20 protein-coding genes are annotated in these 19,832 nt (G+C 58.7%); 19 read left to right on the forward strand and 1 reads right to left on the reverse strand.

What is annotated here, in order from left to right:
- Window positions 1-4: 4 nt before the first annotated feature.
- Window positions 5-799: an inositol monophosphatase family protein gene (locus KT71_RS07945; protein ID WP_008295951.1), complete on the reverse strand. Its 795-nt coding sequence runs from the start codon at window positions 797-799 to the stop codon at window positions 5-7.
- Window positions 800-913: 114 nt separating this feature from the next.
- On the opposite strand from KT71_RS07945, the gene KT71_RS07950 reads away from it, so the two are divergent.
- From KT71_RS07950 to KT71_RS08040, 19 genes are all read left to right on the forward strand, one after another.
- The gene (locus KT71_RS07950; protein WP_008295950.1) at window positions 914-1,678 is read left to right on the forward strand and encodes an RNA methyltransferase; all 765 of its coding nucleotides are present in this window, start codon (window positions 914-916) and stop codon (window positions 1,676-1,678) included.
- Window positions 1,678-2,844 (forward strand): aminotransferase class V-fold PLP-dependent enzyme, encoded by a 1,167-nt coding sequence (locus tag KT71_RS07955; protein ID WP_008295949.1) that lies wholly within the window; start codon window positions 1,678-1,680, stop codon window positions 2,842-2,844. The genes KT71_RS07950 and KT71_RS07955 overlap by 1 nt, the downstream gene beginning before the upstream one ends.
- Window positions 2,845-3,010: 166 nt before the next feature.
- Window positions 3,011-3,439, forward strand: a complete 429-nt coding sequence (gene ndk / locus KT71_RS07960; protein ID WP_008295948.1) for a nucleoside-diphosphate kinase — start codon at window positions 3,011-3,013, stop codon at window positions 3,437-3,439.
- Between the two features lie 6 nt (window positions 3,440-3,445).
- Window positions 3,446-4,591, forward strand: coding sequence for a dual-specificity RNA methyltransferase RlmN (rlmN, locus tag KT71_RS07965; protein WP_008295947.1), 1,146 nt, complete (start codon window positions 3,446-3,448; stop codon window positions 4,589-4,591).
- Window positions 4,588-5,373 carry a type IV pilus biogenesis/stability protein PilW gene (gene pilW, locus KT71_RS07970; protein ID WP_008295946.1) on the forward strand — a complete coding sequence of 262 codons (786 nt, stop codon included), beginning with the start codon at window positions 4,588-4,590 and terminating at the stop codon, window positions 5,371-5,373. The genes rlmN and pilW overlap by 4 nt, the downstream gene beginning before the upstream one ends.
- A complete protein-coding gene (ispG, locus tag KT71_RS07975; RefSeq protein WP_008295945.1) occupies window positions 5,366-6,502 on the forward strand; it encodes a flavodoxin-dependent (E)-4-hydroxy-3-methylbut-2-enyl-diphosphate synthase in 1,137 nt (378 codons plus the stop codon). The genes pilW and ispG overlap by 8 nt, the downstream gene beginning before the upstream one ends.
- Before the next feature lie 78 nt (window positions 6,503-6,580).
- The gene (hisS, locus tag KT71_RS07980; protein WP_008295944.1) at window positions 6,581-7,861 is read left to right on the forward strand and encodes a histidine--tRNA ligase; all 1,281 of its coding nucleotides are present in this window, start codon (window positions 6,581-6,583) and stop codon (window positions 7,859-7,861) included.
- 14 nt (window positions 7,862-7,875) lie between these two features.
- Window positions 7,876-8,538, forward strand: coding sequence for a YfgM family protein (locus KT71_RS07985; RefSeq protein ID WP_008295943.1), 663 nt, complete (start codon window positions 7,876-7,878; stop codon window positions 8,536-8,538).
- Between the two features lies 1 nt (window position 8,539).
- Window positions 8,540-9,715 (forward strand): outer membrane protein assembly factor BamB, encoded by a 1,176-nt coding sequence (bamB, locus tag KT71_RS07990; RefSeq protein WP_008295942.1) that lies wholly within the window; start codon window positions 8,540-8,542, stop codon window positions 9,713-9,715.
- A 5-nt stretch (window positions 9,716-9,720) separates the two neighbouring features.
- The gene (gene der / locus KT71_RS07995) at window positions 9,721-11,208 is read left to right on the forward strand and encodes a ribosome biogenesis GTPase Der (RefSeq protein WP_008295941.1); all 1,488 of its coding nucleotides are present in this window, start codon (window positions 9,721-9,723) and stop codon (window positions 11,206-11,208) included.
- 34 nt (window positions 11,209-11,242) lie between these two features.
- Window positions 11,243-11,632, forward strand: coding sequence for a group III truncated hemoglobin (locus KT71_RS08000; RefSeq protein ID WP_008295940.1), 390 nt, complete (start codon window positions 11,243-11,245; stop codon window positions 11,630-11,632).
- Between the two features lie 167 nt (window positions 11,633-11,799).
- Window positions 11,800-11,982 (forward strand): hypothetical protein, encoded by a 183-nt coding sequence (locus KT71_RS20460; protein WP_040363006.1) that lies wholly within the window; start codon window positions 11,800-11,802, stop codon window positions 11,980-11,982.
- Window positions 11,975-12,823: a GIN domain-containing protein gene (locus KT71_RS08010; protein ID WP_008295938.1), complete on the forward strand. Its 849-nt coding sequence runs from the start codon at window positions 11,975-11,977 to the stop codon at window positions 12,821-12,823. The genes KT71_RS20460 and KT71_RS08010 overlap by 8 nt, the downstream gene beginning before the upstream one ends.
- A 20-nt stretch (window positions 12,824-12,843) precedes the next feature.
- Window positions 12,844-13,224 carry a GntR family transcriptional regulator gene (locus KT71_RS08015; protein WP_008295937.1) on the forward strand — a complete coding sequence of 127 codons (381 nt, stop codon included), beginning with the start codon at window positions 12,844-12,846 and terminating at the stop codon, window positions 13,222-13,224.
- On the forward strand, window positions 13,208-14,056 hold the full coding sequence (locus KT71_RS08020) for an ABC transporter ATP-binding protein (RefSeq protein ID WP_008295936.1): 849 nt from the start codon (window positions 13,208-13,210) through the stop codon (window positions 14,054-14,056). Before KT71_RS08015 ends, KT71_RS08020 begins: the two co-directional genes overlap by 17 nt.
- A 4-nt stretch (window positions 14,057-14,060) precedes the next feature.
- Window positions 14,061-15,227 (forward strand): ABC-2 transporter permease, encoded by a 1,167-nt coding sequence (locus KT71_RS08025; RefSeq protein ID WP_008295935.1) that lies wholly within the window; start codon window positions 14,061-14,063, stop codon window positions 15,225-15,227.
- Window positions 15,228-15,536: 309 nt separating this feature from the next.
- Entirely contained in the window at window positions 15,537-16,526 is a 990-nt protein-coding gene (locus KT71_RS08030; protein ID WP_008295934.1) for an NAD(P)-dependent alcohol dehydrogenase, read from the forward strand.
- 244 nt (window positions 16,527-16,770) lie between these two features.
- On the forward strand, window positions 16,771-18,363 hold the full coding sequence (locus KT71_RS08035; protein WP_008295933.1) for an isocitrate lyase: 1,593 nt from the start codon (window positions 16,771-16,773) through the stop codon (window positions 18,361-18,363).
- Between the two features lie 147 nt (window positions 18,364-18,510).
- Window positions 18,511-19,650, forward strand: coding sequence for an SMP-30/gluconolactonase/LRE family protein (locus KT71_RS08040; RefSeq protein WP_023659459.1), 1,140 nt, complete (start codon window positions 18,511-18,513; stop codon window positions 19,648-19,650).
- The last annotated feature ends 182 nt before the right edge of the window (window positions 19,651-19,832 follow it).

Genomic DNA, 19,832 nt, shown 5'->3' on the forward strand with positions numbered 1-19,832 from the left:
GGTTCTAGCCGCGCAGGTTTTTTGTCGCCTGCAGCACCGCTTTAAAGCACTTGGGGTTGCCGCAGACGATATCGCCGGTATCCATGAAGTTTTCGGAGCCGTCGAAGTCTGATACCAGGCCGCCGGCCTCGCGCACCAGCAGGGCGCCTGCTGCCATATCCCAGGGAGACAGGCCTTTTTCCCAGAAGGCGTCCAGACGTCCGGCCGCGACATAGGCCAGATCCAGAGACGCCGCGCCGCCGCGGCGAATACCGGCACACTGACCCGCCAGCACCGCCAGACCCTCAGCATAAGCGGGCAGATGGGCGTCATGATGACCCTTGAAGGGAATGCCCGTGCCGAGCAGCGCACTCTCAAGGGAGGCCAGTTTGCTCACGCGAATACGGTGCCCGTTTAACTGGGCGCCCCGGCCCCGGGATGCGGTGAACTCCTCCCGTCGTACCGGGTCAACGATCACCGCATGCTCCAGCTTGCCCTGATAGATACAGCCGATGGACACCGCGTAGTGGGGGATGCCGCGGATAAAGTTGGTGGTCCCATCCAGGGGGTCAATGATCCAGAGGTAGTCCGCGTTCTCCGGACCGCTGCGGCCGGACTCTTCGCCGAGAAAGGCGTGATCGGGATAAGCGCGCTGTAATTGTCGGACAATCTCCTGCTCCGCCAATTCGTCAATATCCGATACAAAGTCATTGGCGCTTTTCTTGCGCACACCCACCCGCTCGAGATCATCAGAGGCACGCACGATGAGTTCTCCGGCTTTGCGCGCGGCGCGTAATGCGATGTTAGTCATCGGTTCCATGAAGACAGACCTGCAGATAGAGTCGAAAAAGGCGCGCGAGTATATCAGAGGAGCGGGCTTCGGGCCCCACCGCTTTGCTACAATGAAGGATTACTTAAGGCCACGAAACCATTCATGAATCCCGAACACATACGCATCGTTCTTGTGGAGCCCAGCCATCCGGGAAACATCGGGGCCGTGGCCCGGGCCATGAAGACCATGGGCCTTGGCAGGCTGGTGCTGGTGGCGCCGGAGCAGTTCCCCCACGAGGAAGCTACCTGGCGGGCCGTGTGGGCCAGGGATGTCCTGGAGTCGGCGGTGGTAGTGGATACCCTGGATGAAGCCATCGCGGAATGTGGCTTTGTGGTAGGTACCTGCGCCCGGGATCAGCGTCTCCCCTGGCCGGTGCTGGACCCCCGACGGTCTGCGCTGGAGGTGTCTGCGAATTCCCGGCGGGGTGAGGTGGCGATTCTCTTCGGTCGCGAGGATAACGGCCTCTCCAACGAGGAACTCATGCGTTGCAATCTGCATTTGGCCATTCCCACCAGCGACGCCTACAGCTCCCTGAACCTTGCCATGGCGGTACAGATTGTGTGCTACGAACTCCACATGCTCGCCAACGGCGATGCTTTGCCCCAGACGAGCAATGCCGAATGGGATGAGCCGCTGGCGAGCCAGGAAAACATCGAGCGCTTTTACGTACACCTCGAAGAGACCCTGAGTCAGATCGGGTTTCTGAATCCAGCCGCCCCCCGAAAGCTCATGCCCCGCCTGAGACGGCTATACAATCGCCTTGGAATGGATGAAATGGAGCTGAACATACTCCGCGGCATACTCACGGAAACCCAAAAGCGCTGTGAACCCGTGGATTGGAGTCAGCAGAACGGAGGAGGGTCCTGATGACGAAGCTGGTCTATTTCGACTATCTGTCGACGACGCCGGTGGATCCCGCCGTGGCGGAGGCCATGACCCGGTGTCTCACCATGGATGGCACCTTCGGGAATCCCGCGTCGAGATCCCATCGCTTTGGCTGGGAGGCGGAGATGGCGGTGGAGAATGCGCGCCAGCAGCTGGCGTCACTGATCAATGCGGATCTTCGGGAAATCGCCTGGACGTCGGGGGCGACCGAGTCCGACAACCTCGCCCTCAAGGGCGTGGTGGAGGCTGCCCGGGAGGCCGGAAATGCCACGCCCCATCTCGTGACCTCTGCCATCGAGCACAAGGCGGTGCTTGATAGCGCCCGACATCTGGAGTCCCAGGGTGTTGCCGTTACCTACCTGAAGCCCGACGGGGAAGGGCTGATTACACCGGACGCGGTGCGCGGTGCGATTCAGGACAACAGCTGTTTGGTGAGCGTGATGCATGCCAACAACGAGATCGGCACCACCAATGACATTGCCGGCATTGCGGCCGTCTGCCGCGAGGTGGGCGTGCCTCTGCATGTGGATGCGGCGCAAAGCGTCGGCAAGATCCCCGTGGATGTCAAAGCCCTGGATGTGGATTTGCTGTCTATCTCAGCGCACAAGTTTTACGGCCCCAAGGGCATTGGCGCCCTCTATCAGCGCCGAAACCCGCGGGTAGCGGTGGCTGCGCAGATGCACGGCGGCGGTCATGAGCGGGGTCTGCGCGCCGGCACCCTGCCTACCCACCAGATTGTCGGCATGGGGCAGGCCGCGGCCACGGCCAGGGAGGCTCTGTCAGCGGAAGTCACGCGATTGACCTATCTCCGGGAGCGCCTCTGGTCCTCCCTGTCGGGCGTTGAAGGACTTACCTTGAACGGTCACCCAACGCAGCGGCTCCCCGGGGCGCTGAACATCAGTGTCGCCGGTGTGGAGGGCGAGGCATTGCTGCTTTCCCTGCCCGAGTTTGCCCTGTCCACGGGGTCGGCCTGTACCTCCGCAAGCCTCGAGCCGTCCTATGTTCTCCGCTCCCTGGGGCTGCCGGATGCCCTCGCTCACAGCTCTCTCAGAGTGAGTCTTGGGCGTTTTAGCGATGAAAACGATGTTCAGCTGTTCAGTGACCGCCTTCGCGAGGTGGTAAGTCGCCTGCGCCGCGACACAGCCTGAGCATTTTTGCTCGATTACTCAGCGACTTAAGGGCCCTGAGATAGGGTGCTATAGCATCGTAAAGCCCGTATAATCCCGCGCACTTTTTCGCCACCGGGTCCAGCGTTCAATTACGCGGTCACCGGAGGTATTCCATTGATCTTTTTACTTGTTCTGGAGAACGCACATGGCGGTGGAACGCACTCTTTCAATTATCAAGCCCGACGCAGTGGCAAAAAACCACATCGGCGAGATCTACGCGCGCTTTGAGGCGGCGGGTTTGCGCGTGGTCGCATCCAAGATGATGCGTCTCAGTGACGTGGTTGCCGGCGGTTTTTACGCCGAGCACAAGGAGCGTCCGTTCTTTCCCGCGCTCATTGAATTTATGACCTCGGGCCCCGTCGTCGTTCAGGTGCTCGAGGGCGAAAATGCGGTTGCCACCAACCGTGAGCTCATGGGCGCCACGAACCCCCAGGAAGCTGAAGCAGGCACTATTCGCGCGGACTTTGCGTCGTCCATCGATGCCAACGCAGTCCACGGTTCTGACTCCACGACGTCGGCGGCGCGGGAAATTGCCTACTTTTTCGCCTCCAGCGACATCTGCGATCGCGACTAGGACGCAGTGACCGAGCTTATTGCCAGCAGCGAGCCCGTCGAGAAGGTCAACCTCTTCGGTATGAGCCGCACCCAGCTTGAGGCGTTTTTCCTTGAGATGGGTGAGAAGCGTTTTCGTGCGCAGCAGCTTATGAAATGGATGCACCATCAGGGGGAGTGCGACTTTTCGGCGATGAGTAACCTGGGCAAGGCCCTGCGGGAGCGCCTGTCTGCGATTGCGGAAGTGCGCCCCCCGGTGGTGGAGTCCCAGCATGATTCCAGCGACGGCACCCGAAAGTGGCTGGTACACGTGGATGGCGGCGGACTGGTGGAAACCGTGCTGATTCCCGATGGCAACCGCGCGACGCTTTGCGTGTCGTCCCAGGTCGGCTGCAGTCTCGACTGCAGCTTTTGCTCCACGGGCAAGCAGGGCTTTCAGCGGGACCTCAGCGCCGCTGAAATCATTGGTCAGGTGTGGCTGGCGATAAAATCCTATGATGCCTTTCAGTCCGGCAACGGTCGTGTGGTGACCAATGTTGTCATGATGGGCATGGGCGAGCCCCTCCTGAATTTCGACAACGTGGTCACGGCCATGAATCTCATGATGGATGATCTGGGATACGGGATCTCCAAGCGTCGGGTTACGCTCAGCACCTCGGGTGTAGTGCCGGCGCTCGATAAGCTCGCCGAAGTCAGCGAGGCCAGTCTGGCGGTGTCACTCCATGCGCCTAATGATGAGCTTCGCAATCAACTGGTACCGGTGAATCGCCGCTATCCCATTGCCCAGCTCCTCGCCAGCGCCCAACGCTATATTGATGCGCAGAAGGACAAGAAGCGTGTGGTCACCATCGAGTACACCCTGATGGCGGGCATTAACGACCAGCCGGAGCAGGCGCGGGAATTGGCGCTGCTCCTCGCGGATTTTCCCTGCAAGATCAATCTGATCCCCTTTAACCCCTTCCCCAACTCCGGCTATGAGCGACCCAGTGGTAACGCGGTGTCGCGTTTCTGGCAGGTACTGGTGGATGCGGGTTTTGTGGTAACCGTGCGTACCACCCGCGGAGATGATATAGATGCAGCCTGCGGGCAGCTTGTCGGTGAGGTGGTGGACAGAACACGCCGCAGCGCCAGGCACCGCCAAAACGCTGAAGCCGCATTGGAGACAGGTACATGATCCGCGCGTTACCCCTGGTAGCAGTACTCTTTTTCGCGGGGTGCGTGACCGAGCGGGAGAGTGTTTTCACCGAAGCGCCGTCTCCCCAGAAGGCCATGGAAACCCGCGTTTCCCTGGCCCGCCAGTACATCGGGCAGGGTAACTGGGAAGACGCCAAGAGAAACCTGAAAAAAGCAGCCGAACTCGACAGCACAAACCCCGAGGTCTATGAGGCCTTTGCGCTGGTTTACCAGAGCACGGGGGAATTTGAGCTGGCAGAAGAGAGTTTCCAGCGGGCGATCAATCTTGACAAGCGCTTTTCCCGGGCCCGTAACAACTACGCGGCCTTTCTCTACGGTCAGGAGCGCTACCGCGAGGCGGAGGCGCAGCTCCGGGAAGTGGTCAAAGACACGCTGTATAGCGCGAGGCCCCAGGCATTTTTGAACCTGGGACTGTGCAGACTCAAACTGTTCGATGAACGCGGTGCCGAGGAGGCGTTTCTCCGGACCCTGGCCATGCAACCTTTGAACAGCACGGCTCTGCTGGAGGTGGCGCAACTTCGATTGGATGCCGACGACAGTCGCAACGCAGCGCTTTATTATGATAAGTATCGGGATCTTGTGCGGCAGCAGAGTTCCCGCGGCCTGTGGCTTGGGATCCGGCTTGCACGGGCCACCGGTGATTCCGATGCCGAAAGCAGCTACGCGCTGGCGCTTCGGAATCTGTATCCCGATTCGCCGGATTACGATGCCTATCGCCGCTCTGTCGATGGAGAGCAGCAGGAGAGCAGCAGCCATGAATAAGAACAAGCCTTCACCTATCAAACGACGAAAAAGTCGTCAGATTCACGTGGGCAATGTTCCCGTAGGTGGGGATGCCCCCATCAGCGTCCAGAGCATGACGAATACCGAGACCTGCGACGTTGCAGCAACCGTGGCGCAGATTGCGGCCCTGGAAGCCGCCGGCGCGGATATCGTGAGGGTATCCGTACCCAGCATGGAGGCAGCGGAAGCTTTTAAGGCCATTCGGGCCCAGGCCACTGTGCCCCTCGTCGCCGATATTCATTTTGACCACAACATCGCCCTGAAGGTGGCCGAGTATGGGGTGGATTGCCTGCGTATCAATCCCGGCAACATCGGACGGGACGATAAGGTCCGTGAGGTCATCGCCTCGGCACGGGACAAAGGTATTCCCATCCGCATCGGTGTGAATGCCGGATCTATCGGCAAAGAGCTTCAGCGGAAGTACGGCGAGCCCACGGCGGAGGCCCTGGTGGAGTCGGCCATGCACCACGTGGATATTCTCGACAAGCACGACTACCCGGATTTCAAAGTCAGTGTAAAAGCGTCAGAAATCTTTATGGCGGTAGACGCCTACCGCTTGCTGGCCAAAGAAATTGATCAGCCCCTGCATCTGGGGATCACCGAAGCCGGCGGATTACGCGGCGGTACGGTGAAGTCCTCCATCGGTCTGGGCATGCTCCTCTACGAGGGGATTGGCGACACGATACGCATTTCCCTCGCAGCGGACCCCGTGCAGGAAGTGAAGGTGGGCTTTGATATTCTCAAGAGCCTCAAGCTTCGAAGCAACGGCATCAACTTCGTGGCCTGCCCGAGCTGCTCGCGACAGAATTTTGATGTCATTGGCACCATGAATGAACTCGAACAGCGCCTGGATGACATCCGCACGCCCATGGATGTGGCCGTGATCGGATGCATTGTTAACGGTCCCGGCGAGGCGCGGGAAGCGGACGTCGGTCTTACCGGAGCAACGCCCAGCAACCTGATCTATGTGGATGGAGAGCCCGACCACAAGGTGAGCAACTCGGAGTTTGTAGACCATCTGGAGAGCGTTATTCGCGAGCGTGCGGCGAAGCTTGAGGTGGAGCGGGCTGAGGCCGAGGCCAAGCTTATCGCAAGTTCGGCAAGCTGAGGCGGGGCTGCGCGACTCGCCTTTTTACCCATTACTGGACCCACTCTCCTTTTTTACTGACAGGACCAACATAGCCCCATGGATGCACTGCGATCGATTCGCGGCATGAACGATATTCTGCCGGCGGACACGAGCCACTGGCAGTATCTTGAACGTCAAGTCGCCGAGCTTCTCGAATGCTATGGCTATGGCGAGTTGCGTCTGCCCATTGTCGAATCCTCTGCGCTGTTCAGTCGCTCCATCGGCGAAGTAACGGACATCGTCGAGAAAGAGATGTACAGCTTCGAAGACCGTAATGGCGACAGCATCAGCCTGCGCCCCGAAGGTACGGCGGGGTGTGTGCGCGCCGCGATACAGAATAATCTGACGGCCACTCCCTGCCGCCTCTGGTACAGCGGTCCCATGTTTCGCTACGAACGCCCGCAAAAAGGTCGTCAGCGGCAATTCCACCAGATTGGCGCGGAGATCTTCGGTTACGCCACGCCCGATGCCGATGCGGAGCTCATTATTTTCCTCGCACGGCTGTGGCGAATCCTCGGTATCGACGATGCCGTGAGTCTTGAGATCAACAGCATCGGAAGCTCCGAGGCGCGGGCAAACTATCGGACGGCACTGGTTGGCTATCTGGAACAGCGCCGGGAGTCTCTCGATGACGATAGTCAGCGGCGTCTGGAAACCAATCCTCTGCGCATCCTCGATAGTAAGAACCCCGATACCCAGGCTCTTTTGAATAAGGCGCCGGCGCTGGCGGATTACCTCGATGAAGAGTCCCGGACGCATTTTGCGGCGCTCAAGGGCTTTCTTGATGGTGCCGGCGTGGATTACACCGTGAATCCACGCCTCGTACGCGGTCTGGATTATTACAACAAGACCGTCTTTGAGTGGGTTAGCGATAAACTGGGCGCCCAGGGCACGGTCTGCGCCGGGGGACGCTATGACGGCCTGGTTGAGCAACTCGGGGGTAAGGCCACGCCCGGCGTCGGTTTCGCCATGGGCATGGAGCGTCTTCTGTTGATGCTGGAAGCCTGCGGGCAGTTGCCCGAGCCCCGTGCGCCGGATCTCTTTGTCGTGGCCACCGGCGACGAGGCGCAGACAGCGGCGATGGCCGCGGTGGAAGGCCTCCGTGATGCCCGGCCGGCACTGCGCATTGTGCAGCAGCTCGGTGGCGGCAGTTTCCGCAGTCAGATGAAAAAAGCCGATCGCAGTGGAGCCGCTCTGGCGCTGCTCTGGGGTGAGGACGAAGTCGCCGCCGGGGAAGTTACGGTCAAACCTCTGCGAGACGGACAGGAGCAGACACGGGTCCCCGTTGCGAGCCTCGCCGGAAAGATAGACACACTTTTACAACAACATTCGAATTAAGCAGGAATCAGCACGTGGAAAGTTACCGCACGGAAGAAGAACAGGTAGAAGCCCTCAAGCGTTGGTGGAAAGAGAACGGGCGCAGCACCATGGTGGGCGTTGTCCTCGCTCTGGGCTTGGGCTTTGGCTGGCAGGCCTGGCAGAAAAACCAGGAAACCGCCGCTCAGAATGCGTCAAACCTGTATCAGCAAATGCTGCAGGCCCTGTCGGCGGAAGAGACCGGCACCATCGGCCGTCAGATAGCCACGGAGTTGAAGGATAGTCATCGGGGTACGGTGTATGCGCAGTTTGCGGCGCTGCATCTCGCGAGGCTGGCCGTCAATGACGGGCAACCACAGGTCGCGGAGCAGGAGCTGCGCTGGACTCTGGCCATGGCCGATGAGGGCGACGACGTCCATCAGGTCGCACAGCTTCGCCTGGCGCGAGTGCTGGCTGCCCAGGAAAAAGAAGAGGAAGCTCTGGCGCTCCTTGCGGGTGCCAATACAGACTTTATCGCTTCCTACGCCATTGCCCGCGGGGATATTCTTCTCGCCCAGGGGCGCGAAGCTGACGCCTTGGCCGCCTATGAAAGCGCCGCCGCCGCGCTGGAAGAGGGCGCCCCCGTGCCCCAGACCCTCCAGGACAAGCTTGAATACCTCGGAGCCCGGGTCGACACCACGGTAGCGGAGGCCAGCTGAGGTGGATCTTTTGCGTAAGGCTGCCCTGCTGACGCTGCTGGTGACCCTGGCCGGTTGCGAGACCGTATCCGGCTTTTTTGAGATGGGGGACGATGAGGATCCCCAGCAACCCGCGGAACTTCAGGATATTGAAAACCAGCTGAACGTCCGCAAGCTCTGGTCCGTGGGCGTGGGTGACGGTCAGGGTGATGGGCTCTACAAGCTCCAGCCCATCATTGATGGTGACACGATTTACGTGGCCTCGGCCGAGGGCGAAGTCCGGGCCGTGGACCGAAACAACGGCGACACGATCTGGCGCCAGCGTCTGGATCTGGATCTATCCGGCGGCGTTGGGCATTACGAGGACGCCTTGTTTCTCGGCGGTAACGACGGTCTCGTGATGCGTCTTGACGCCACGACGGGAGAAACTCTGTGGACCAGCGAAGTTAGTGGTGAAGTGCTGGCGGCTCCCCAGAGCAATGGCCGCGTTGTCGTGGCGCAGACCTACGATGGGCGGCTCTACGGCTTTGATTTTGAGACCGGCGAACAGCAGTGGCGCTATGACAGCAATCTTCCCGTGCTCACGATCCGCGGAACCAGTACTCCGATACTGGATGGCGGTGTTGTGTATGCGGGCTTTGCCACCGGGCGTGTACTGGCCTTTGATGCCCTCGATGGCACTATCCGCTGGGAGGCCCGGGTAGCCATACCCCAGGGACGCTCGGAGATCGAACGTATCGTGGATGTGGATGGCACCATGGCTCTGGCGGGCACGGAGCTCTATGTCGCCAGCTATCAGGGGCGCATTGCGGCCCTGGATACACGCACGGGACGCAAGATCTGGCAGCGCAACGTCTCGGCTTTCTACGGTGTTTCCCAGGGCTTTGGTAACGTGTATATCGCGGAGGAGAGCGGCACGATTACCGCGTTCCTGCGCAACGGACAGGGCATACGCTGGGAGCAGCCGGCCCTCGCCTGGCGGGGCCTGTCCAGACCCATTCCGGTGAGCAGCTACCTGGCGGTGGTGGATTTTGAGGGGTATCTGCATCTCCTTTCGCAGGTGGACGGAGAATTTCTTGCGCGGGTTCGACCTGACAGCGACGGCGCCCGTGCGGATATGCTTGCCGTGGGCACCGTGCTCTACGTTTACAGTAACGGCGGCAAATTGATTGCCTACGATATCCGGCCCCGGTCCTAGCTGACATGTTGCCGTCAATCGCACTGGTAGGGCGCCCGAATGTCGGCAAGTCGACGCTGTTTAACCAGCTGACCCGCTCCCGCGATGCCCTGGTGGCGAACCTGTCGGGTCTGACGCGGGACCGGAAGTATGGCGAGGGACGCAGCGACGACCGGGCCTTTATTGTTATCGACACCGGGGGTGTCAGCGGCGACGAGGAGGGTATTGATGCGGCTATGGCGGAGCAGTCCCTCCTGGCCATAGAAGAAGCGGATATCGTGCTGCTCCTGGTGGATGCCCGTGATGGTTTGAATCCCGTCGACGAGCAGCTGGTGCAATACCTTCGCCAGCAGAGTCGTGATTTTCATCTGGTAGTCAACAAGATCGACGGGCGGGATCCCGATGTGGCCGTGAGCGACTTTCACGCACTGGGGATTGCCTCCATGCATGCCATTGCTGCCTCCCATGGCCGCGGTGTCCGCCAGATGATTGAGTCCGTGCTGGAAACGATTCCTCGTTCTTACGAGCATCCCGAGGCCGAGGGTGACTCAGAGGAAGAGGGCGGTATTGAAGGGTCCGGCGCCGAGCAGGGTGAAGACGAGGCGGAGGATCATGGGGGCACGCGGGTTGCCATCGTCGGACGCCCCAATGTGGGCAAGTCCACTCTGGTGAACCGTATTCTGGGCGAGGAGCGGGTGGTGGTCTACGACCAGCCCGGTACCACCCGCGACAGCGTTTACATCAAGTTTGTCCGCGAGGGGCGTCCCTACACCCTCATCGACACCGCCGGTGTGCGGCGGCGCAAGAATGTCCGCGAGGCCATCGAAAAGTTCTCTATTATTAAAACCCTCAGCGCCATCAGCGATGCCAATGTGGTGGTGCTTCTCGTGGATGGTCAGGAAGGCCTGGTCGATCAGGACCTTCATCTTCTCGGGCATTGCCTGGAAGCCGGTCGCGCCCTGGTCCTTGCGGTGAACAAGTGGGACGGCCTGGATCCCGATCAGAAAGAAATGATCCGCTCGGAACTGGATCGTCGTCTGCGTTTCGTTGAATTTGCCGATATGCACTTTATATCGGCGCTCCACGGCTCCGGTGTGGGCACCCTGTTTGGCTCCATTGACGCCGCCTATGCCGCGGCGATGCAGCCCATGGGCACCAGCCGCCTCACGCGTATTCTGGAAGAGGCAGTCGCGGATCATCCTCCACCCCTGGTCAACGGGCGGCGCATTAAGCTGCGCTATGCCCACGCCGGTGGTCGGAATCCGCCCCGGGTAGTGGTCCATGGCAATCAGACCGATAAGGTGCCCAATAGCTATCAGCGCTATCTGGAAAAAGTGTTCAGTCGTCGCCTGGAGCTCACGGGTACGCCCCTGCGGATCGAGTTTAGAAGTAGCGACAACCCCTTCGCCGGGCAGCGCAACAAGTTGACCAACCGCCAGATCAACCGCAAGCGCCGGCTCATGGCTCACGTCAAGCAGGCGAAGAAGAGCAAGCAGCAGAAAAAACGCCGCTAAGCCCGTGGAAGCGCCCAGCTGTCAAAGGGGCCCAATGGCACCGACCCTAAAGCCCGACGACACCTCCCGGCAGATTGATCAGTTTGTAGATGCTTTCTATGAGCGGGTCCTGGCGGACCCATTACTCTCGCCCTTGTTTCTGGACGTCGCCGGCATCGAACTGTCGGAGCATCTGCCGCGGATCAAAGCTTACTGGCGAAAGATGCTGTTAGGTCATCGGGACTATCAGCGGCATATGATGCGCAAGCATCGGGATGTGGATGCCCGGCAGCCCTTCGCGGACGAGCACTACGAACGCTGGTTGGCACTCTTCGAAGAAACCCTCAAAAAGCACCCCCTTGGAAGCTCTACAGAGCGCGCTGCCGCGCTCGCACGACGAGTTGCAGGGAATATGCGACAGAATATGCAGCGCTTTCGAGCCTAAACTTCATATAAATTATAGATAAAATCAATAACTAATTGAATTATATAATATAAATAGAATTTTTTTGCGTATTTTGGCAGCCTTGCCAGGGGGGAATTGGGTGCTATAGTCCACCATAACACCCACGGAAAATACGGTTCACACTCATGATTAGCCTTCGCAAAGGAATGACTGCTCCCTCTTCGAGACGCATGCTCATGCCCGCCCTGGTCTTCTTTGCCTGCGCGTCACTCAGCGCCGCCGGTGGCGGTGTCATCGCAGCCCTGTGTCTCGTGCCCGCGGGTCTCGCCATCGACGCAGCCCGGGATAACGAACAAAAAAACACGCCGGAGGGTCCCACGAATGCCTAAGGTACTGAGCACATCGGCCCTCTGCAGCGCCCTGGCGCTGGGCGGGCTCTCGACGCCCCTATGGGCACAGGATCAAACCCGTCGCGTCGAGGGTCTGGATTTTGATCAGATCGTGGTACTGGGGGATGCCGAGGTAGAAATCAGTCAGGGTAAGCAAGTTGAGTTGCAACTTCGTGGCCCGGCGGACTATCTCGATACCGAGCCCTTTTACGTGAGCGACGACACACTCGTTGTGGGAGCCCGCAAGCGCCGAAACAAGGACGACGAGCAACTGCGCTTTCGTATTGTGTTGCCCTATCTTGAAGACCTCCAGGTCAAAGGCTCGGGTACCGTGTACCTCAAGCCCTTTGCCTTTGACGATGTGGTCGGTAATGACCCGGTAACGCTTACCGTCGATGGATCCGGCGAGATCAATGCCTTTGACCTCTCCGGTGTCGATGTGGAAATTCGCGTCGAGGGCTCCGGCGATTTTCGCGCAGTGAGCATCGAAGCGAAAGATCTGGAGGCCGTGGTGGCGGGCAGCGGCTATCTGTTTGTAGAAACCCTCAAAGCAGAAAACGGGGAGTTCGTGGTGACGGGCTCGGGAGACCTGCGGGTCACCGAGGGAGGCTCTGTCGATGAGCTTGAGGTCAATATTGTAGGCTCCGGTGATATCCGCATGGCCGGCGTGAACAGCAACCGCGCGGCGACCAACATCGTGGGCTCGGGGTCAGCTACGATTGGTGAGGTGAGGGATCTATTGAGTGCGTCTATCCTGGGCAGCGGCGATGTCTCCTACAGCGGATCTCCCGAGGTGGAGAGCGTGGAGCTGGGCAGCGGGGAAGTTCGTCGCCGCGACTAAGTCGCGCGACGAGATACAGCATGGAATGGACCGAGGGTCAGCCCATCTACCGCCAGCTTCGCGATCTGGTTGTTCAGCGCGTCATGGATGGCAGTTTTCCGGAGGGAGAGGCGATTCCCTCCGTGCGACAGGTGGCGACGGATTACCGCATCAATCACCTCACGGTGGGCAGGGCCTATCAGGAACTGGTGGAGATGGGCTTGCTGGAAAAGCGACGGGGTCTGGGGATGTTCGTCGCGCCGGGTGCCAGAAAATCCCTTACCAATGACGAGCAGCAGCGATTTCTGGATGAGGAGCTGCCGGCCTTCGTTGCCAGGATTCAAATGCTCGGTCTCGAAACCGAAGAAGTAGTGGAACAGATCATGAAAAACCAGGGGAATAGCAATGCAGACCATCATTGAGGCACAGAATCTGCGCCGCAGCTTCGGTGACCTGAATGCCGTCGACGGTGTGGACCTCTCGGTTTCCTCCGGTAACGTCATTGGTCTGATCGGACCCAACGGTGCGGGTAAAACCACGTTGCTCAAGGCGCTCCTCGGGCTCACCCACTGCGACGGTGATCTCTCGGTGCTGGGCTACTCTCCCATGGCTGACCGGGGCCTGATGATGGAGGAGGTGTGTTTTATCGCCGACACGGCGGTATTGCCGCGATGGATGCGGGTGGGCGACTTGCTGGACTATGTCACGGGCACCCATCGCCGCTTTAACCGCGATCAGGCGGAGGCCTTTCTGGCATCCACGGATGTGGAGCAAAACCGCCGCGTGGGTGATCTTTCCAAGGGTATGACGGTGCAGCTGCATCTTGCCATTGTGATGGCCATCGATGCGCGCCTCTTGATTCTCGATGAGCCGACCCTGGGCCTGGACATTCTTTTCCGCAAGCGTTTTTACGAGCAATTGATCAACGATTATTTTGATGGTGAGCGCACGATTCTTGTCTCTACGCATCAGGTGGAGGAGGTTCAGAACATTCTCACCCACGTGATGTTCATGCATCACGGCAAATTGATTCTCCATGAGTCGCTCATGGATATCGAAGATCGGTTCCAGGAGCTTCATGCCCTGGGGGATGCGGCTCAGCGCGCCGAAGACTTACCTTACATCGGTAAGCGCAACATCCTTGGCGGCAAGGCGTTCATCTTTGAAGGTGCAAGCGCCGGGGAACTGGCAGGGCTTGGAGAGTTGCGAACGCCCTCGGTATCCGATCTCTTCGTTGCCAAGGTGGGGGGATAACAGAATGCCTGCTAACCAGACTTCTCAATTTATCACCCTCCTGCAGCGGGAGTTTCGCGAGTACAAGACCTCGCTGTTCTGGACACCCATTGTGACCGCGGTGGTGCTCGCTGTGCTGATGTTAGGCAGCGTGGTGCTGGCAAACCGCATCAGCGTCATCGGCGATACTATTCTGGAAGCGATGATGCGCAAGGGCACCGACAACGTAAATATCAGCATTAGCATCGGGGAGGACGGAGAGAAAGAAATTACCGTGGTGGAGGTGACTGACCCAGACGCGGTGCTGCTAAGTGGCGTGGGTATTCCCGGTGTGCCGCCACCTCCGCCCGCCGCTGATGCACCGCAGTATCGTGTGATTGTGGAGGAGGACGGCACCGATTCGGATGCTGCGGACCGCATCCGGGAGCAGTGGAATTTCTCCCGGGAATGGACCTTCAATCCTGGCGGAGACAGACGCAGGATGGAGGAGGGCGGTGATGATTTTGACGATCTCAATGGTCGGGAGCTCAACGTCATACTCAGTGTTGTCCACGGAATTCTGCTGCTGATCCTGATGCTCACCAGCGTTAATTATCTTCTCAGTTCCCTTTACGACGATCGCAAAGACCGTAGCGTGTTGTTCTGGCGTTCCATGCCGGTGACGGAGTGGCAAACGGTGCTGTCCAAGTTCGTAGTTGCGCTCCTCTGCGCGCCGCTGATCTACATCGCCATCAGCCTGCTGCTTCAGCTCGCTTACGTGCTGCTCATGATGCTGCTGGTGTCGCGTATGGACCAGGATCCCTTTGAGGTGGTGGTCGGCAACATCGATTTTCTTGCTTTGATGCTGGACCCCATCAGCGGGTGGCTGATGACGGCGCTGTTGATAGCGCCGGTCTACGCCTGGTTGCTGTTTGCGTCGGCGCTGGCACGCCGCTCGCCGTTCCTCATGGCCGTCACACCGGTGATTGCCCTGGTGGTGGCCGAGGGCATAATTTTCCGATCAGAAATTGTGGGTGATGCGGTGAGCCGCCATTTCCCCCATGTGTCGGACAGCACTGCCGTGGGGTTTTACCTTTTTGGTCCCGACTGGATGGCGTTGGATCTGCTCAGCGTTGCCAGTGGTCTTGTCTTTGCCGCAATTGCCCTGGCGGGCGCGGTGTGGCTCCGTGCGCACCGCTGGGAGCTTAATTGAGGTGGGGCCCCGGTTGCTAAGACGGCCGCCTCAGCTCACGTTACTCACCAAAAGACGATACTGCGATCGCGGTAATTAGCAACGTCAAAGAATGGAATGGTTAGTTACCCTTCTCGATGAAGTTACTTGAGATTGCGAATCAGGTGAACCTTAAGGGGTTTCAGGCTCAAACAGTCATCTGTGGAGGGCATCGAGCACTGCAAAGCCGATATTCGTTGACAGTTGGAAGACGTGATTTTGGGGCCTGCAGCTGCGCAGAAAGACATGGAGTAAATAAGCCAAACATCTGTAACACGAGTCGATAACCGCATGAAGGCCATCACCTACACAACCTATGGGTCACCTGATGTTCTTGAGCTCAAAAAGGTGGAGAAACCCGTAGCGAAAGATGATGAGGTGCTGATTCGCGTCCACGCGGCAGAGGCGACCAAGTCAGACTGTGAAATGCGGAGCTTCAAGTTTGCGGTGAAATGGTTCTGGCTGCCCTTGCGCATCGCTTTCGGCGTGAGAAGACCAAGGCAGCGCATTCTGGGTGGATACTTCTCGGGAGTGGTTGAATCCTTCGGCAAAGGCGTCACCGGGTTTTCTCCCGGCGACCCGATTTTTGCTGCTACGGGACTAAAGTTTGGCGCTTATGGCGAATATGTCGTCTTACCGGCGACGGGCACTATCGTCGCGAAACCGGGCAACATGACCTTTGCCGAAGCTGCTGCTGTTCCGCTGGGTGGGCTCAACGCGCTTCATTTTTTGCGTCTGGCCAGCATTCAGCCGGGGGAAAAAGTGCTTATCAATGGTGCTGGCGGGAGCATCGGCGCGCACGCAGTGCAAATTGCTAAATCGATGGGTGCCGAAGTCACAGCCGTTGACAGCACAATCAAGGAAGACTTTTTGAGGCGTATCGGTGCAGATCACTTCATCGACTACACGAAAGATAGCTTCACGGCGATGGGCATTCAGTATGATGTCATCTTCGATATGGTTTCTAGGGTTTCCTATTCCGCCAGCATCCGCGCACTCAAACCCAATGGGCGCTACCTGACTGCCAACCCCCGTTTTTCTGTAATGCTTCGCGCCACTATCACAAGCCGATTTAGCGACAAGACTGTGAAGTTCGCGTTCGCACGGGAGTCAAAAGAGGAACTGATGAGCCTCAAGCAAATGATTGAAGATGGGAAAATTCGTTCGATTGTGGATAGAACGTATCCAATGGATCAGGCAGCCGAGGCGCACAGACGAGTCGAAACAGAGCAACGTCTGGGGGCCGTAGTAATTGTTATTGGCGATAGTGCTGACTCTTAGTGCACCCGCGGGACTCGCTCGAGGATAAGCCGTCGCTGCCGCTACGACCCTTTTAAATCCGCTTACGGAAGCGTCGGTGCCACAAAGTGCCAAAATCTCAGCCTGAGGGCGTAATTCACGATATGAATATCACATATAGAAAGCATCGATTAGGCTGATAGTGGTCTGATGGCCTAGACTTTACCTGTTGCTGTAGTCGCTGCTGCGGCTTATTTGTTTGATTGACCTTCAGGGGATGGGATCTATGACCTACCAAAACGAAATTCAGGCTGCCGCAGACATTGTGTCTGCCAACGGCGAAAGCTGGAAAGACATCAATCCGGAGCACGCGGCGCGCATGCGTCTGCAGAATCGTTTTCAGACCGGTATTGATATTGCCCGTTACACGGCGGGCATCATGCGCAAGGATATGGCGGAGTATGACGCTGACACGGCGCAGTACACCCAGTCCCTGGGATGCTGGCACGGCTTTATCGGCCAGCAGAAGCTCATCGCCATCAAGAAACACTTTGGCGATACCAACAAGCGGTATCTTTATCTCTCTGGTTGGATGATCGCCGCACTGCGCAGCGAATTTGGTCCTCTTCCTGATCAGTCCATGCACGAGAAGACCTCCGTGTCGGGCTTAATCGAAGAACTCTACACTTTCCTGCGCCAGGCCGATGCCCGGGAGCTGGGCGGACTGTTCCGGGAACTGGACGCAGCGCGCAAAGCTGGCGATGAAGTCGCGGCCAAAGCCACCGAGAACAAAATCGATAACTTCCAGACCCACGTCGTGCCCATTATCGCGGACATTGATGCGGGCTTTGGTAACGCCGAAGCGACTTATCTGCTGGCCAAGAAGATGATTGAGGCCGGTGCCTGCGCTATTCAGATTGAGAACCAGGTGTCCGACGAGAAGCAGTGTGGTCACCAGGACGGCAAAGTAACGGTACCCCACGAGGACTTCCTTGCGAAGATTCGCGCGGTTCGCTACGCCTTCCTCGAGCTGGGTGTGAACGATGGTGTGATCGTTGCGCGTACCGATTCTCTGGGCGCGGGCCTGACCAAGCAGATCGCGGTAACACACTCGCCGGGTGATCTGGGCGATCAGTACAACAGCTTCCTGGATTGCGACGAGATCGACGCATCAGAGCTTGCCAGCGGCGATGTCGTTATCAACCGCGGCGGCAAGTTGCTCCGTCCCAAGCGTCTGCCGTCAAACCTTTACCAGTTCCGTAAGGATACCGGTGTTGAGCGTGTGGTTCTGGACTGCATCACGTCCCTGCAAAACGGCGCGGATCTTCTCTGGATCGAAACGGAGAAGCCTCACGTTGGTCAGATCGCCGAAATGGTGAACAAGATCCGTGAAACCGTGCCCAGCGCCAAGCTCGTGTACAACAACTCTCCGTCTTTCAACTGGACGCTGAACTTCCGACAGCAGGTGTTTGATGCCTGGAGTGAAGAGGGCAAGGACGTCTCTGCCTACGATCGTGACAAGCTCATGGACGTGAGCTACGACGAGACGGAACTCGCGGCGGAAGCTGATGAGCGCATCCGTACCTTCCAGGCCGATGCCGCGCGCGAAGCGGGTATTTTCCATCACCTGATCACGCTCCCGACTTACCACACGGCGGCGCTGTCCACGGACAACCTGGCCAAGGAGTACTTCGGTGAGGCGGGCATGCTCGGTTATGTGAAAGGTGTGCAGCGTCAGGAGATCCGTCAAGGTATTGCCTGCGTCAAGCACCAGAACATGGCAGGTTCGGACATGGGCGATGACCACAAGGAATACTTCGCCGGTGATGCTGCGCTCAAAGCAGCGGGTGAGGACAACACCATGAATCAGTTCGGCTAAGCCCGAACCGGATTCCACAAGCCCGGCTAGGGATAGCCGGGCTTTTTTGTGCCTGGAAATTATGGAGTAGACTCAGGATTTACGGCCAAGCCGTTGCTATCGGTGTATCGATGCTGCAACGGTGAGAATTCATTCGAGGAGTCATCCGTGCGAGAACCCAGCAACCCGTCTTTGTGTCCATCACTTCTGCGTCCCATCCTGGGGCTTTTCTGGGTCGCCGGTTTTCTCGGGGTAAGCGCCACCAGCGCCGCTGAAGACTGCGAGGCGGTGGGTGCCGACAGCTATATTTGCGGTATTCCCAGCGCCGAGGATCTTGTGCAGGTGCCGGGAACCCCATGGATCATTGCCAGTGCTTATGCCGCCCCCCCCGCGCTCAATCTTATCAATGCGCGGACAAAGGAATGGCAGCCGCTCTACCCCGTGGAGGGCGGAGACGTTAACCCGGATAAGGCGCTGTACGCTGATTGTCCCGGCGCGCCCGACGGGAGCGCCCTGATTACCCACGGTCTGGATCTTGTCGCCGGGGAGGGCGGTTACTCAACACTCTATGCCGTCGGTCATGGCGGGCGAGAAGCCATCGAGGTTTTTGACGTGTTCTCGCGCGGGGATCAAACCCCTACAGTGACCTGGGTCGGTTGCGTGCCGGCGCCGGAGGGTCAGGAGATCAACAGCGTTGCGGCCATGCGTGACGGCAGCCTCCTGGCCACAATCCCTCTCGAGGAAGGGCACAGCTTCGCCAGCGCTCTGGAGGGCGTAGTCACGGGAGCGGCCTATCACTGGTCTGCGACCAACGGTGACTGGACTCGGCTGGACGCCACCGCTCAGCCCTACGCCAATGGTATTGCCCTGTCGGCGGATGACTCCCGGTTCTATATCGCTTCATCGGGGCTGGCAAATATCAGTGCTTATCGCCTGGCAGCTGCAACCGAGCAGGTAGAGGCGAAGGCTCTGTGGAGCACCGATACGCTGCCGATACTCCCCGACAACCTCCATCGTGACAGTGAAGGGCGGTTTCTAACCGCGGGCCTGGTTCCTGAGCATGCGCCCTGTAATCCTTACAATGCCGCCGGTGAGTTCGAGCTTGAGCGCTACGCGACCTGCCCCCGCCCTTACAAGGTGCTGTCCCTGGATCCCGGGTCCCGCCTTGTAAGTGAGGTCTCATCGGGAGGTGCGACGTCCGTGTTCAGCAACGCCACCATGGGGCTCATAGTGGAAGATACCGTGTATGTGGGAACCTTTGCCGGCGATCGCGTCGCCTATCGAAGCCTGGCCAGAGAAGAAGACTGAGCCGGCTTTGAGGCTCGCGGGAGCCCTTGAAATACCTTACTTTTGCGCTGCATCAGTGTTTGACTTGAGGGAAGGCTGGCTGTACCGTGTTCCCAGCTAAAAGTAAGCCTCGTTTTATTATTCTTCGTTACGTGTTCTCTCAGTAGTTCGTCGTCCTGCAGGTATTAACAACAGTCTTTTTT

It is taken from the genome of Congregibacter litoralis KT71, assembly GCF_000153125.2.
Taxonomy (GTDB): Bacteria; Pseudomonadota; Gammaproteobacteria; order Pseudomonadales; family Halieaceae; genus Congregibacter; species Congregibacter litoralis.